The organism is Streptomyces sp. NPDC057543 (assembly GCF_042801895.1).
In the GTDB taxonomy this organism is placed as follows: Bacteria; Actinomycetota; Actinomycetes; order Streptomycetales; family Streptomycetaceae; genus Streptomyces.
Genome location: NZ_JBHVFF010000039.1, coordinates 1 through 14,345, shown reverse-complemented (window position 1 = coordinate 14,345; position 14,345 = coordinate 1). Strand labels below are relative to the sequence as shown.

Here is a 14,345-nt window from a genome sequence, read left to right as displayed (position 1 = left end):
CCCGCCGCAGAACCACCGTGGCCCTCCCGCCCGCCGGGAGGGCCACTCCCCTCTCGACCCTCTATGCGCGTAGAGTCATACGGGACTCTTGCGTACGTCACGTACCGGCCGGAAGGACTTCCAGGACATGGACGCCATCTCCGTCATCCGCACCAAGCGGGACCGAGGCGAGCTGACCCCCGAGCAGATCGACTGGGTCATCGACGCGTACACCCGCGGTGAGGTCGCCGACGAGCAGATGTCCGCGCTGGCCATGGCGATCCTGCTGAACGGCATGAACCGCACCGAGATCGCCCGCTGGACAGCCGCGATGATCGCCTCCGGGGAGCGCATGGACTTCGCGTCGCTCTCCCGGCCCACCACCGACAAGCACTCCACCGGCGGCGTCGGCGACAAGATCACCCTGCCGCTCGCCCCGCTGGTCGCCGCGTGCGGCGCCGCCGTGCCGCAGCTCAGCGGGCGCGGCCTCGGCCACACCGGCGGCACGCTCGACAAGCTGGAGTCCATCCCCGGCTGGCGCGCCCACCTCTCGAACGAGGAGATGCTGAGCGTCCTGGACACCACCGGCGCGGTGATCTGTGCCGCCGGTGACGGGCTCGCCCCCGCCGACAAGAAGCTGTACGCCCTCCGCGACGTCACCGGCACCGTGGAGGCCATCCCGCTGATCGCCAGCTCGATCATGTCCAAGAAGATCGCCGAGGGCACCGGCGCACTCGTCCTGGACGTCAAGGTCGGCTCGGGCGCCTTCATGAAGACCATCGAGGACGCCCGCGAACTGGCCTCCACCATGGTCGCGCTGGGCACCGACAGCGGGGTGCGGACGGTCGCGCTGCTCACCGACATGGCCACTCCGCTCGGCCTGACCGCGGGCAACGCCCTGGAGGTGCGCGAGTCGGTCGAGGTGCTGGCCGGTGGCGGTCCGAAGGACGTCGTCGACCTCACCCTGGCCCTCGCCCGCGAGATGCTGGACGCGGCCGGGCTCAAGGACGCCGACCCGGAGAAGGCCCTGGCCGACGGCTCCGCGATGGACGTCTGGCGCCGGATGATCTCCGCCCAGGGCGGCGACCCGGACGCCGCGCTCCCGGTCGCCCGCGAGCAGCACGTCGTGACGGCCCCGGCCACCGGCGTGCTGACCCGCCTGGACGCGTACGACATCGGCGTCGCCGCCTGGCGCCTCGGCGCGGGCCGGGCCCGCAAGGAGGACCCGGTGCAGGCGGGCGCGGGCGTCGAACTGCACGCCAAGCCGGGTGACACGGTCACGGCCGGACAGCCGTTGCTGACCCTGCACACCGACACCCCGGAGAAGTTCGACTACGCGCTGAACGCCCTGCCCTCCTCGTACGACATCGCCCCGGAGGGCACGGAGTTCACACCGACGGCGGTCGTGCGCGAGCGCATCGCGTAACGGCTTCGATCGCACCGCACGCGAACGGCCCGCCGGGGCGGAGGAATCCGTCCCGGCGGGCCGCTCTCATGCGGTCGGCGCCTACTTGCCGAAGTACGCGTTGTAGATCGACACCGAGGACTTGTTGCCCTGCTTGTCCGTGACATTGGCCCGGTAGGAGATCGACTTGCCCTTGGCCGGGTTCTTCACGGAGATCCTGCCCGACTTGACCGTGGTCTTCTTCCAGGTCTTACCGGCGTTGTAACTGACGTACACGGTCAGTGACTTGAGGTTCCTGCCAGCGGCCGAACCCTGCACCGTCACCGGTACCGAGGCGGTCCTGCCCGCGGTCACCTTGCCGTCCAGCGTCACGTTGGGTGTGAAGCGGACCGTGGATGCCGGGAGCTTCGCGGAGCCGGCCTTCTTGGACTTGAAGGTCCAGCTTGCGTCGATACGGCTGGACAGGGTGCCGATCCTGGCGCTGCGCCGGACCGAGGTCGTCAGCTTGTAGTCCGCCGACGCGGCCGGAAGGACGAACGGCTCCAGTCCGAAGAGCGGATCCTGGTTCTCGGCGAACTTCTTGCCGTTGCGGTAGAGGACCGTCTTCACCGAGGTGTAGTCCATGTAGCCCTCGTTGCCCTTGCCGTCGGCATGCAGCGGAATGGACGCGGACAATTCGTTGCCCTCGCGGTAGATGCCGTCTCCCTTGGCCAGCCGCGGTCCGAAGACACCGGCGTTCACGGTCTTCGTGTACGTCCTGCCACCGGTGAACGCCTGCTCGGCACCGAGCGAGTACATGGAATCGACGATCGGGAAGCCTTGGGCATCGTGACCGCCGATCTGCATGAAGTCGAATCCCCACGTGGCCTTGTCGGCGGTGGAGACATAGACCGTGCGGGTGCCGGGGAGCTTCTGCTCCACCGGCATCAGGGACAGTGTCCCGCCCTCGCCGGGGAGGCTGCCCCACGCGTTGATGGCACCGTTCTTACGGCTCACACCGGGCGTACCCATGGCCACCTTGACCGCGGCGAACTGCTTGGCCGTCAGCTTGCGGGTGTAGCCGGTCGAGAACTGGGTCACCGGGCCGCCGAGCGCGATGTCGTACTCGCTCGACGCACCGTTGTACCAGGTGCCCGTCCAGTGCTGGGACAGCGAGCGATCGGTCAGCTTCGGGCCTACGTGCGCCGTGCGGAAGTTCTTCTGGTCCGGCACGGAGTAGCCGAAGCCCGCCGAGTAGTTCTTGTTCTCGATCGTGTAGTCGGTCGCGACGTAGCCGGGCTTGAGCCCCTTCACAGGCAGGGTGATGCTTACCGGCCTGGTCTTGCGGGCGTCGAACGTCACCGTGGTGTTCTTGGTGACGTTCAGCTTCGGCTGGACGAACCAGTCGCCGCCCTTGTAGACATCGTCCGAGCCCAGCACCTGGTCCGCACTGAGCGAGTACAGGCCCTTGGGCACCCGCACCTTCACCGAACCGTTGGTGATCTCGGGCATGAGCCACATGTCGGAGACGGAGTCGTCGAGGCCGGAGAGATCGGCTCTCGCGTTCGCGGGCGCCTTGCCGTCACGGCCGATGGCCTTGAGCGTCACGTCGTACGACTCGATCTCGCGCTCCACCGCGGCCGCCGTGCGGACGGTCTGGCCATCACCGGTCGCCACCACGTAGGCCGAGTACGAACCGTCCACCGTGCCACCGAGGCGGGTGTCCGCCGTCAGCGGCACGTCGGCCGTGCCGCCCGCCGGAACGGTGACCTCGTTCGCGCCCAGGGTGAAGAAACCGGCCGGGGCGGTCTTGCCCTTCGGGTCGTGACCCGTCACCGACAGGGAGAGAGTGACGTCCGTCGTCCCCAGGTTGCGGTACGTCACCTGCTCGGTGACCGGGGTGTCATCGGTGTGCGGCCACTGCTGCACACCGAGGTTCACCGAGACGGGGTCGGCGACGACGGTCTGGGCGATCGCCCGGTCGACGGCGATCCGCCCCGAACCCTGCTCGAACGGGGTGTACGCACCCGGCTTCGTCGAGGCCGTGAGCGCCCCCTTGAGCTCGGTGTACTTCCACTCCGGGTGCTGCTGCTTGAGGAGCGCCGCCGCGCCCGCGACGTGCGGGGTCGCCATCGACGTACCGGAAATGGTCGTGTAGCCGGCCGGCTTCTGGCCGTACTCCCGGTCGATGAGCGAGCCCGGCACCGCGGCTGCCGTGATGTCCACGCCCGGGGCGGTGACATCGGGCTTGATCGCGCTGTCGCCGACGCGCGGGCCACGGCTGGAGAAGTCGGCCAGCTTGTCGTTGTCGTCGACCGCACCGACGGTCAGTGCGGCGTCCGCACTGCCCGGCGAGCCGACCGTACCGGCGCCGAGATCGCCCTCGTTGCCCGCCGCGATGGCGAACAGGACGCCCTTGTCGGCCGACAGCTTGTTGACCGCCGCTTCGAGCGGGTCGATCTCCGGGGTGTCCAAGCCGCCGAGGCTCATGTTGATGACGTCGGCACCCTGCGCGGCGGCCCACTCCATGCCGGCCAGGATGCCGGAGTCGTCGCCGTAGCCGTCGTCGTCGAGCACCTTGCCCTCGAGCAGCTTGGCGTCCGGCGCCACGCCCTTGAACTTCCCGCCCGACTTGGCGCCCGTACCGGCCACGATGGAGGACACATGCGTACCGTGACCGACCCGGTCCTTCGTGTCGGACGACGCGCTGAAGTTCTTCGTCGCCAGGATCTGGCCCTTGAGGTCCGGGTGGGTGGCGTCCACACCGCTGTCCAGGACGGCGATCTTGACGCCCTTGCCGGTGTAACCGGCCTTCCACACGGCGGGCACGCCGATCTGCGGCACGCTCTTGTCGAGGCTCGCCTTGCGCACGCCGTCCAGCCAGACCCGGTTGATTCCCGGGGCCGTGGTGCGCTGGGGGCTGTGCTGCGGTTTGGTGGTGAGTGCATGCCAGATGTCCCCGGCATCGCGCTTGGGCGTGACCACCGACTCGGCGTTCAGGGACTTCAGCGTCCGGCTGACCGTGGTGCCGCCGGCATCCCTGACGTCGGCCCGGGCGGACGAGCTCTGTGCGCCCTGGTAACCGACGATCAGCCGCAGGCCCTTCTGCTGGGACCTGCGTATCTCCGGACGGTTCAGCACAGTGACGTCGAAGAGCCGGCGGTCGAGCTTGCCGGAGCCGATCAGACGGCGGGCGTCCGACGGAATGATGAAGGTGTGACCACCATGGTCCTGCCGCTGTACGGGTATCTGCGCACGTCCCTTCGCGGGCTGGAAGCCCACGACCCGGCCCTTGGCGTCCACCGAGACGCGGTCGCCGGTGATGAGCGTCAGCTGATAACGGGGCAGGGATTTCGTCCCCGTCGGCCGGACCTGATCCGGCTGTGCCACCGCTGGGGTGGTCATACCGGCCGCGAGCGCCACGGCGGCTGCCGTGGCGATGGTCGAAACACACGCGTTTCTCACGTGTCTGCGCAACTCTCCCCCTGGAGAATCGGGCGACCCCCCGAGGGGCCACTGGACAGTCGGTACCGACGAGATGCCGGTGCTGACCGGTTCACTTGCTTAGAGGGGGAATTGATCGAAAAGGTTCACAGGAACCGCACAGATGAACGCAGTTGACGGACGTTCACCGCTTGCTTGTCTGGCTGAGGGGCGGGCGAGGAGCGGGCAGGAAGCGGGTGCGCGGCGGGTGGGAGCAGTTCCTTGGGCGGGTACGGGGCGTGATGAGGGCCGGGGCGCCGGGAAGGTGCGGAGGTGGTCAGCGATGAGTTTCGGCCGCCGGGTCGGTCTCCCTGGTGTGGAAGCCAGGACCTCGATCGTGCTCGTCGTCACCGGCCGCGTCACGCGGGCCGCGGTGCCGGGACTCTGTGCCGAGATGGAGTCGCTGCTGTACGACCCCGGGGGCGCGGGCCGTGCACCGGATGCCGGGGTGGACTGTGACGTGGGCGGGGTCGTACAGGCGGACCTGGCCCTGGTCGAGGCGATAGCGCGGCTGGGGCTCGTCGTACGCCGGGCGGGCAGCGGCCGACTGCGGCTGCGCAACGCATCGCCCGAACTGCTGGCCCTGTTGGACCTGGTGGGGCTGGCCGACGGCGTGGACATCGGGTGCGGGACCGGGGCCGAAGCCGAAGCCGGGGGGAGCGGGGCCTGAGGGGGCGGGGCCCGGAGGGAGCGCGCCCGGCGCGGACCTTCGCCCGCCCGTCCGCGCTCCGTTCACCCTCGGTCCTGCCCGGCGGCCTACCGCTCACGCCGCGTCGTCGTCGAGACGATCCGGCAGGCCGAACAGCGGGAACCAGCGCGGGGTGTCCAGGAAGCAGTGCATCCCGGTGATGGAGCCCTCCGAGATGTCGATGACCTGCACCGCCCACGGCACGAACCCGGTCCCGTCCGGATTCGGCTTGTAGTGCGCGAACGCCGGGGTGCCGTTCGCCGACGTCGCCACCAGGCGGGAGCCCGCGCAGCCCGCGCCCATGGAGAGCATGAAGCCGGTGATGTCGTCGTGCCCCTGGAGACAGAGATCGAACGGCGGCATCGTCATCACGGCGTCCTCATGGAGCAGCGCCGTCAGCGCCGCCATGTCGTAGCCCTCGAAGGCCGCTACGTACCGCTCGAGCAGCTTGCGCTGTTCCTCGTCGAGCGTATTCGCCGTGTCGACGGCCCGGCCCTCGTGTTCCGTGAGGGTCGCGCGCGCTCGCTGGAGGGCGCTGTTGACCGAGGCGACCGAGGTGTCGAGCAGCTCGGCGACCTCGCTCGCCTTCCAGGCCAGCACCTCGCGCAGGATCAGCACGGCCCGCTGCTTGGGCGGCAGATGCTGCAACGCGGCGACGAACGCGAGTCGCACCGACTCCCGCGCCACCGCGGCCTCTGCCGGGTCCGCGACCGAGGGCAGGATCCGCCCGTCCGGCATCGGCTCCAGCCAGGTGTTCTCCGACAGCGGGTTGAGCGTCGCCTGGGCGAGCGGCGTCGGGCCCGTCAGATCGATCGGACGGGCCCGCTTGTTGCCGGCCTTCAGCATGTCCAGACAGACGTTGGTGGCGATGCGGTACAGCCAGGACCGCAGCGAGGAACGCCCCTCGAACTTCTCGAAGTTGCGCCAGGCACGCACCAGTGTGTCCTGGACCGCGTCCTCCGCCTCAAAGGCCGAACCGAGCATCCGGTAGCAGTAGCCGGTCAGCTCGACCCGGTGTCCCTCCAGACGGCTGTCGATGTCCGCCGTCGCTGTCAGATCACTCATCGCTCCACCCCTGTCGCGCTGTTACACCGCTCACCCAGCACTTCGGAAGCTACAACAGGCCACTGACAACGAGGGCGGGACGTGGTCAAGCCGCACACCTACCGGTCACGTTCCGGGCTTGCGCCCGTACACGTATACGTCGTCGCCGTTCTTCAGTAGATTCCAGTACGCCTTCGCGTCGGCGGGCCGCATGTTGACGCAGCCGTGCGACCCCGGCGGGTTCCACATCTTCAGGCCCACCGAGTGGAACGCCTGCCCGCCGTCGAAGAACTGGGAGTACGGCATCGACACGTGGTAGATCGACGAGACGTGGTTGATGTGCCGCCAGTAGATCTTCTTCGCCCCGGTGCGCGTCTCGTACGTGTCCCGCCCGGTCCGCACCGGCACGGGACCGAACTTCAGCTTGCTGCCGTCCTGGATCCAGCTCAGCTGCCGGGTCAGGTCGACGCATGCGATGCGCCCCTTGTTCGTGGGGCACTTCTTGTCCTTGTTGGGGTTCTTGCCGGCCGCCTTCTGGGCCGTCAGCGTCTTCATGGTGCGCCAGGTGACCGGTCCCGCGTAACCGATCGTGGGCGTGACGCCGTAGGTGGTCTGGAACGACCGGATCGCCTTGCAGTCGGCGGCCGACTGCCTGCCGTCGACCGGCCGGTGCAGATACTTCTCGACCTGCTTCTGGTACGGCCCGGTGGACGTCGTGCAGGACGCCGCCTGCGCGGATCCGCCGGTGCCCACGACGAGGGCGGGCGCCGCCATCAGACCGGCGACGGACAGCGCGAGCGTGCGCCGCGAACTGACCCCCCGTATGCTCCCTGCGATTCTCATGTACGCCAACTCCCCTTCGCGCGCCGTGAGGTGATTCCGCCTGCTAGACGCGCGTCGGGGAGTGGATGGTTGTGCGCCGTATGTCTCAGTTCTGTACGGACGCCGCTGTCTCAGTTGTGTACGGCTGCCACCGGCACGAGCCGCCGCCGCTCGGCGCGTGCGGCCCGCGAGCCGTACAGCGTGACCGAGACGACGCCGAGGACCGCGAGCAGCCCCAGCGACACGGTCCCGGCCCAGCCCCCGGCGTGGAAGGCGACCGCGCCGAGCGTGCCGCCCGCGCTGGAGCCCAGGTAGTACGCGGACTGGTAGAGCGCCGACGCCTGGGCCCGGCCCTTCGTCGCCGTACGGCTCACGGACGAGGAGGCGACCGCGTGCCCGGCGAAGAATCCCGCCGTGATCAGGACCAGGCCGAGGAGTACGGCGGCCAACTGGTCGGCGAGCGACAGCAGCAGACCGGCCGCCGTCGTGGAGACGGCCAGGTACAGCGCGCCCCGTCGGCCGAGCCGGGCGACCAGCTTGCCTGCCGCGGCGGAGGAGACCGTACCGACGAGATAGACCAGGAAGATCGACCCGACGACGCCCTGCGGGAGGTTGAACGGCGCCTCCACCAGGCGGTAGCCGATCACCGTGTAGACGGCGCCGAACACCGTCATGAACAGCGCGCCGATCGCATACAGCCGGCGCAGCAGCGGGTCCGCGAGGTGCCCGCCCACCGTCTTCGCGAGGGCCTTGGGATTCAGCGAACCCGGGGTGAAGTGCCGGGCCCTGGGGATCATGAAGTGGAAGACGACCGCGCAGGCCACGGCCAGCAGCCCGACCGCGCCGAGCGCCGCCCGCCAGCCCCACAGCTGGGCGATCCAGCCGGTGAGGATACGGCCGCTCATCCCGCCGATGCTGTTGCCCGCCACGAACAGTCCGATCGCGGCGACCAGCGCCTTCGGCCGGACCTCCTCGGCCAGATACGCCATCGCGGACGCCGGGAGTCCGGCCAGCGCCGCGCCCTGGACGGCGCGCAGCGCGATCAGCCAGCCCAGCGAGGGCGCGAACGGCACGAGCAGCCCGACCAGCACGGCGACCGCCAGCGAGGCGGTCATCATCTGCCGCCGCCCGAACCGCTCGGACAGCGCACTCATCGGCAGCACACACAGCGCCAGCGCGCCCGTCGCGGCGGAGACCGTCCAGCTGGCCTGGCCGGCCGTGGCGCCGAGGGAGGCGGAGACGGCGGGCAGCAGGGCCTGGGTGGAGTAGAGGAGTGCGAATGTCGCGACACCGGCGGCGAAGAGAGCGAAGCTCATCCGGCGGTAGCCGGGACGGCCCGGTTCGAGACGGTCCGGCGCGGCGGCGGAGGTGGTGGCAGCGGTGGCGACGGGGGACGGCTGGGGCGAGGCGGCCACGGTGAGGGTGGACGCCCCGGTACTGGCAGGAGGCATGGTTCGAAAGTAGGCCGCCCGGCTTCATGCGTCCAATGCGCGAAGTTGCGATAATCAATCCCATGGTGCATGAATCCAGGTCACAGCCGCGGCTGTCACCCAGTAGTTACGAAGAAGACATTCGTGCCGTCCTCGCACCGCGACTGGCTCACTTCGAGGCGGTGGCCCGCCACGAGCACGTCACCCGCGCCGCGCACGAGCTCGGCGTTCCGCAGTCGACGCTCTCGCGGTCGATGGTCAGGCTCGAACAGGACCTGGGAGTCGCCCTGTTCGCCCGCAAGGGCCGTACCGTCTCCCTCACGCCCGCGGGCCGCACCTTCCTGGGCTCCGCCGAGCGGGCCCTCGCCGAGGTCGAGAAGGCCGCCGACTCGGTACGGGCCGATGCCGACCCGGCCACCGGCAAGGTCGCCTTCGGCTTCCTGCACACCATGGGCTCCGAGACCGTGCCCGCCCTGATCCGCGCCTTCCGCGCCGACCACCCCCGGGTCCGCTTCCAGCTCGTGCAGAACTACGGCGAGGCGATGATCGAACGCCTCCGGTCCGGCGGCCTCGACCTCTGCCTCACCTCTCCCGTTCCGGACGCCCCCGACCTCGTCGCCCGCCGCCTCGACGAGCAGCGACTGCGCCTCGTCGTCCCCGAGGACCACCGGCTCGCCTCGCGCCGCCGCATCCGCCTGGCGGAGGCCGCCGACGAGAAGTTCGTCACCCTCGAACCCGGGTACGGCCTGCGGCGGATCACCGATGACCTGTGCGCGGAGGCGGGCTTCACCCCACGTGTCGCCTTCGAGGGTGAGGAGGCGGAGACCCTGCGCGGCCTGGTCGCGGCCGGCCTCGGCGTGGCCCTGCTGCCGCCGCCCGCCGTGGCCCGCCCGGGCGTCGTCGAACTCACGGTGACGGCCCCGAGGGCGGCCCGCGAGATCGGCGTCGCCTGGCTGGACGGCCACCCGGACACCCCGCCGGTGGCCGCCTTCAAGCGCTTCCTGCTGTCTCGGCGGGGGCATTTGCTGCCGGATTGAGCCGGCCCCCGGGGGCGACGGGCGGCACCGCCGAGCGGACCGGCGGCGGCGTACGGGGCGCCCTCGTTCCGCTCGGAGCCCGCCCGTCGTACCGCACGGACCCGGCCCCGCCGGAAAATGAACTGCGGTGCGGTACCGGCCGTGACAGAGTGACGGGCCCACGGCTCAGTCCCGCACGCCACCGGCCTCCCCAGGAGTGTTCGATGACCGCACCGCCCCGACTGGTTCCGCTGCTCCAGCAGTTCGACTTCGCGCGCGGGCGCCTCGCCGACCGCCTGACAGGTCCCGTCGTGGACAGCGGCGACGGGACGGACGTACCAGCCGGTCCCATGACGGACGAGGAGTGCCTCTGGGAGCCGGTGCCCGACTGCTGGTCGGTCCGCCCGCGTTCGGGCGGGCCGGGGCCGCACGCGACCCTCCTGACCGGTGCCGGGAACTGGGGACGCGACGCCACGCCCTTCCCGCACCCGTTCCCGCCGCCCTTCACCACGATCGCGTGGCGCCTGAGCCACCTCGCCGAGATGCTGACCCTGCGCGCCGACCACACGGCCGGCAGCCACACGCTGACCAGGGACGACTATCACAGCAGCCCGGACGCCATGGGGGCGGTCGCGGCCTTCGACGAAGGCGCCGCAGCATGGCGGAAGGCCCTGCTCACCGCAGACGACGCCGCGCTCGACACGGTGGGGTACAGCACCTACCCGCACGGCAGCGACCCGGAGGACCCGTTCCTCGAAACGGTCTGGTGGGTCAACCAGGAACTCCTGCACCACGGAGCCGAGATCGCCCTGATTCGCGACCTGTACCGCGCGCGACGGAGCTGACGCCGCGCGGTGTTCCCGCGGGGGCCCGGACCGGAGACCTGGAGCCCGTACGGCGCTGTCACGGTGGTCCGGCGCACGGCCCGGAGCGTCACCGTTCGCCGGACGCCCTGCCGCCGGCCGCGCGTACGGCCCGCTCGAAGTACTCGCGTTCGCGTGAGCCTTCCGGCGCGCCGAGGACACCGAGGCCGCGGTCGGCGAACGGCCGGAACAGCCGGCCATGCCGGAGCAGTGTGTCGAAGGCCGGGTCGTCGGTGTCGTCGACGATGGTCAGGGGGAGTGTGCGCGAGGTCCTCACGGTCATCGTCACCGCCCACCTGGCGACGTCGTCCTCGTCGATCGGGAGCGGAGCGAAGCGGACCCCGCCCACCTCTGCCCAGGCCGCGCGGCGGCGGTTCCAGGGCCGGACAACCGTGATCCCGGCGTCGTCCAGGCGTACGGCGAACCGGCCCCGCAACGCGAAGTGCAGCACGACCGGCAGCACCAGGCACGCGGGGATGAACCACGCCGTCGGATGGTCCCCCAAAGCACCGAAGACACCCGCGACGGTGACGGAAACCCAGGCGAAGGCCGTTTCGGCGCAGAGCCACTGAACCAGGAGCGGGCCCTCCAGCACGCGTACCCGCACTGCGGTCACGACCCCATCACCGGCCCCGTCCCGCCAGGTGGCGCCGCGTGCACCGCACCCCCGGACGGCAGGAGCCGGGTTACTGCCACCAGGTGAACCGTCGGCCACTCCCCGGAAGCGCCGTTGCTCGCGCTGTGGACCCCGGCACTCATGAGCCCCCCTCATGCCGTCGTTGTTCATGGCTGCGCATCGCGTGATCAACCTATGAGTCGCGGCGGCGAAGCGATAGAAGTGCGCGGACTCCGGCCTCGACCGCGACGCGGGCAGAGGCTCCTGGGTCGGCCGGTCGGCTACCGCGACGTCCCCCTGCAGGAATGGATCGACCAGGATCTCAGGCCGCTGGGGCGGCCGGACCACGTCTTCCGGCACATCTCCACCATGGTCCGCCTTCATGCGGAGAACCGGTACGACCGCAAGGCGGACGGCGTGGAGCGGGTCACCGGGCGGCCCCCTTCGGAAGTGGCCGACTTCGTCCCCACCGGCTCCGTGCCCCTCACCTCACCCCCGCAGCGACTTCCCGAACCCCGCCGCCAGCGGCATCCGCAACCCCAGCGGCGGCGGCGCCGCCAGTGCGTCGGCGACCGGACGGGCGTAGGCGTGGCCGAAGAGTGAGCCGCGGACGAAGTCCGTGGCCAGGGCCGCTACTTCGGCGCGGTGCTGGCGCAGTCCGTGGCCGTCGGAGTGGACCTCGAAGCGGCAGGTGTCGCGGTTGGCCTTCTTGGCGCGTTCGGCCAGGCGGAAGGAGAGTTCGGGGTCGATGCGGGCATCGTTCGTACCGTGGACGAGCAGGACCTGCCGGCCGAGCAGATGCTTCACCGGTTCCGGCTCGACCACCGCGTTCTCGGGCAGCCAAGGAGCCATCGCCAGAACGGAGTTGACCGCCGCGTGGCCGCCCGCGCGGAGGGCGGCGCGGCCGCCCATGCCATGGCCGGCGAGGCAGACGGGGACGTCGCCGTAGCGTCGTACGACCTCGTCCACCGCCCATCGGGCGTCCGCCGCGAGTTGCGCGTCGGTCGCGTTCCAGCCGCGGCAGCGGTAGCGCACGACATGCGCGGTGAGCCCGTCCTCCCGGCCCGCGCGGGCCAGGGTCCGGGCCAGCGGCAGCTGGAGGGCGTACGAAAGGGGGGAGGGGCGGCGGTGCGAGTCGGCCTCGCCGTCCGGGAGCAGCAGAACCACGCCGCTGACCGCAGTTGGTGCTCCGGCCGTCCTGACGGCCCGTCCCAGCCTCGCAGCAGGCAGGGGGAGTGCGCGCTGTGCCATGACAGAACAGTGTCAGAAGGAGAGGTGTACTCCACCCGTATTCGCGGTCACTGTTACGCATCGGCAAGCGACAATCTACGCGCGTAGGCGCTAGAGTGCCCAAATGATGAGCCCGACCCTCCATGTGCCCGGCCAGGATCAGATCCGGCGTGCCCCCAAGGTCCTTCTCCACGACCACCTCGACGGCGGCCTGCGTCCGGGAACGATCGTCGACCTCGCCGCCGCGAGCGGATACGACGGACTCCCCGAGACCGAGCCCGACAAGCTCGGCATCTGGTTCCGCGAGGCCGCCGACTCCGGATCGCTGGAGCGCTACCTGGAGACGTTCGCCCACACCTGCGCCGTCATGCAGACCCGTGACGCCCTGGTCCGGGTGGCCGCCGAATGCGCCGAGGACCTCGCGGCGGACGGTGTCGTGTACGCCGAGGTGCGGTACGCCCCCGAGCAGCACCTGGAAGCCGGACTGACCCTCGAAGAGGTCGTCGAGGCGGTCAACGAGGGCTTCCGGGAGGGGGAGCGCCGGGCCCGCCTGGACGGCCACCGCATCCGGATGGGCGCCCTCCTCACCGCGATGCGGCACGCCGCCCGGTCCCTGGAGATCGCCGAACTCGCCAACCGCTACCGCAACCAGGGCGTCGTCGGCTTCGACATCGCGGGCGCGGAGGCGGGCTTCCCGCCCACCCGGCACCTCGACGCGTTCGAGTACCTCAAGCGCGAGAACAACCACTTCACCATCCACGCGGGCGAGGCCTTCGGCCTGCCGTCGATCTGGCAGGCCATCCAGTGGTGCGGCGCGGACCGGCTCGGCCACGGTGTCCGCATCATCGACGACATCGAGGTCGCCGAGGACGGCTCCGTGAAGCTCGGCCGGCTCGCCTCCTACGTACGGGACAAGCGCATCCCGTTGGAGCTGTGCCCGACCTCCAACCTCCAGACCGGCGCGGCCGCCTCCTACGCCGAGCACCCCATCGGTCTGCTGCGGAGGCTGCATTTCCGGGCCACCGTGAATACGGACAACCGCCTGATGAGCGGTACGAGCATGAGCCAGGAATTCGAGAAGCTGACCGAGACCTTCGGATACACGCTCGATGACATGCAGTGGTTCACCGTCAATGCGATGAAGTCGGCATTCATTCCTTTCGATGAACGTCTGGCGATGATCAACGACGTGATCAAGCCCGGATACGCCGAGCTGAAGTCCGAGTGGCTCTTCGAGCAGACCGCCACGACCAGCATTTCTTCCGCTTCCGCGGGCTGATCGGCACTCCTTCGGTAAGCGGCCGGGACGGCGGTTTCCCGGCCGTTTCCCATATCCGGCGGGTTTGCGGGACAGGTAGTGGGCTGACTACGTTTCAGAACCCCCCACGTTCCTCTCCCCAAGGATGAATTTCACATGAAGCAGTCTGCTGTCAGGACTCTCGGCGTCGCCGCTGTCGGTGCCGCTTTCGCCGCTGCCGCCGGGGGTACCGCCTCCGCCGCCGTGCTGCCGTCCGACGCCGCGGCCACCGCCCTGCCGGTCGCCGGCTCGGCGCTGGAGAACGCGCCCCGGTCCCTGCCGGTCCAGGACACGGCCACCAAGCTCCTCGGCGCCGGCCGGCAGAAGCTCGTCGGCGACGCCGCCACCCCGGTCAAGGGCCTGCTCGGCGGCCTGCCCGCGGGCGGCATGCAGACCAGCGGCCTGACGACCAACGGCCTCCCGCTCGGCGGCTGACCCCCCGTCACGGGAACGCTCCCCGTACACACGCCTGTGGGCGGACACCCGGACCGGG

At 70.3% G+C, this 14,345-nt stretch carries 12 protein-coding genes; 6 read left to right on the top strand and 6 right to left on the bottom strand.

What is annotated here, in order from left to right; genetic code table 11:
• Positions 1-127 precede the first annotated feature (127 nt).
• Positions 128-1,405: a thymidine phosphorylase gene (locus ACFU8Q_RS09815; RefSeq protein WP_384450386.1), complete on the top strand. Its 1,278-nt coding sequence runs from the start codon at positions 128-130 to the stop codon at positions 1,403-1,405.
• 81 nt (positions 1,406-1,486) lie between these two features.
• Here the strand turns inward: ACFU8Q_RS09815 and ACFU8Q_RS09810 are convergent, their stop codons facing one another.
• Positions 1,487-4,828, bottom strand: a complete 3,342-nt coding sequence (locus ACFU8Q_RS09810; protein WP_384450383.1) for a S8 family serine peptidase — start codon at positions 4,826-4,828, stop codon at positions 1,487-1,489.
• 301 nt (positions 4,829-5,129) lie between these two features.
• Here ACFU8Q_RS09810 and ACFU8Q_RS09805 point away from each other — a divergent pair, with 301 nt between their 5' ends.
• Positions 5,130-5,516, top strand: a complete 387-nt coding sequence (locus ACFU8Q_RS09805; RefSeq protein ID WP_384450380.1) for an STAS domain-containing protein — start codon at positions 5,130-5,132, stop codon at positions 5,514-5,516.
• Between the two features lie 93 nt (positions 5,517-5,609).
• Here ACFU8Q_RS09805 and ACFU8Q_RS09800 read toward each other — a convergent pair whose 3' ends face one another.
• From ACFU8Q_RS09800 to ACFU8Q_RS09790, 3 genes are all read right to left on the bottom strand, one after another.
• Positions 5,610-6,599, bottom strand: a complete 990-nt coding sequence (locus tag ACFU8Q_RS09800) for a sigma-70 family RNA polymerase sigma factor (RefSeq protein WP_384450377.1) — start codon at positions 6,597-6,599, stop codon at positions 5,610-5,612.
• Between the two features lie 105 nt (positions 6,600-6,704).
• A complete protein-coding gene (locus tag ACFU8Q_RS09795; protein WP_384450374.1) occupies positions 6,705-7,421 on the bottom strand; it encodes a L,D-transpeptidase family protein in 717 nt (238 codons plus the stop codon).
• Positions 7,422-7,531: 110 nt separating this feature from the next.
• Positions 7,532-8,851 carry an MFS transporter gene (locus ACFU8Q_RS09790; RefSeq protein ID WP_384450371.1) on the bottom strand — a complete coding sequence of 440 codons (1,320 nt, stop codon included), beginning with the start codon at positions 8,849-8,851 and terminating at the stop codon, positions 7,532-7,534.
• A 62-nt stretch (positions 8,852-8,913) separates the two neighbouring features.
• Here ACFU8Q_RS09790 and ACFU8Q_RS09785 point away from each other — a divergent pair, with 62 nt between their 5' ends.
• Positions 8,914-9,867, top strand: a complete 954-nt coding sequence (locus ACFU8Q_RS09785; RefSeq protein ID WP_384450369.1) for a LysR family transcriptional regulator — start codon at positions 8,914-8,916, stop codon at positions 9,865-9,867.
• Positions 9,868-10,070: 203 nt separating this feature from the next.
• A complete protein-coding gene (locus ACFU8Q_RS09780) occupies positions 10,071-10,691 on the top strand; it encodes a DinB family protein (protein ID WP_384450366.1) in 621 nt (206 codons plus the stop codon).
• An 88-nt stretch (positions 10,692-10,779) separates the two neighbouring features.
• On the opposite strand, the gene ACFU8Q_RS09775 is transcribed toward ACFU8Q_RS09780, so the two are convergent.
• The gene (locus ACFU8Q_RS09775; protein WP_384450363.1) at positions 10,780-11,325 is read right to left on the bottom strand and encodes a hypothetical protein; all 546 of its coding nucleotides are present in this window, start codon (positions 11,323-11,325) and stop codon (positions 10,780-10,782) included.
• Positions 11,326-11,814: 489 nt separating this feature from the next.
• Positions 11,815-12,576, bottom strand: a complete 762-nt coding sequence (locus ACFU8Q_RS09770) for an alpha/beta hydrolase (RefSeq protein WP_384450361.1) — start codon at positions 12,574-12,576, stop codon at positions 11,815-11,817.
• Between the two features lie 103 nt (positions 12,577-12,679).
• On the opposite strand from ACFU8Q_RS09770, the gene ACFU8Q_RS09765 reads away from it, so the two are divergent.
• Entirely contained in the window at positions 12,680-13,834 is a 1,155-nt protein-coding gene (locus ACFU8Q_RS09765; protein WP_384450358.1) for an adenosine deaminase, read from the top strand.
• Between the two features lie 135 nt (positions 13,835-13,969).
• Positions 13,970-14,287: a hypothetical protein gene (locus ACFU8Q_RS09760; RefSeq protein ID WP_384450355.1), complete on the top strand. Its 318-nt coding sequence runs from the start codon at positions 13,970-13,972 to the stop codon at positions 14,285-14,287.
• Positions 14,288-14,345 lie beyond the last annotated feature (58 nt).

Coding starts and splice junctions, on each gene's coding strand:
- ACFU8Q_RS09760 (WP_384450355.1), top strand. CDS start 13,970: ATGAAGCAGTCTGCTGTCAGGACTCTCGGCGTCGCCGCTGTCGGTGCC.
- ACFU8Q_RS09795 (WP_384450374.1), bottom strand. CDS start 7,421: ATGAGAATCGCAGGGAGCATACGGGGGGTCAGTTCGCGGCGCACGCTC.
- ACFU8Q_RS09765 (WP_384450358.1), top strand. CDS start 12,680: ATGATGAGCCCGACCCTCCATGTGCCCGGCCAGGATCAGATCCGGCGT.
- ACFU8Q_RS09785 (WP_384450369.1), top strand. CDS start 8,914: ATGGTGCATGAATCCAGGTCACAGCCGCGGCTGTCACCCAGTAGTTAC.
- ACFU8Q_RS09800 (WP_384450377.1), bottom strand. CDS start 6,599: ATGAGTGATCTGACAGCGACGGCGGACATCGACAGCCGTCTGGAGGGA.
- ACFU8Q_RS09815 (WP_384450386.1), top strand. CDS start 128: ATGGACGCCATCTCCGTCATCCGCACCAAGCGGGACCGAGGCGAGCTG.
- ACFU8Q_RS09790 (WP_384450371.1), bottom strand. CDS start 8,851: ATGCCTCCTGCCAGTACCGGGGCGTCCACCCTCACCGTGGCCGCCTCG.
- ACFU8Q_RS09780 (WP_384450366.1), top strand. CDS start 10,071: ATGACCGCACCGCCCCGACTGGTTCCGCTGCTCCAGCAGTTCGACTTC.
- ACFU8Q_RS09770 (WP_384450361.1), bottom strand. CDS start 12,576: ATGGCACAGCGCGCACTCCCCCTGCCTGCTGCGAGGCTGGGACGGGCC.
- ACFU8Q_RS09805 (WP_384450380.1), top strand. CDS start 5,130: ATGAGTTTCGGCCGCCGGGTCGGTCTCCCTGGTGTGGAAGCCAGGACC.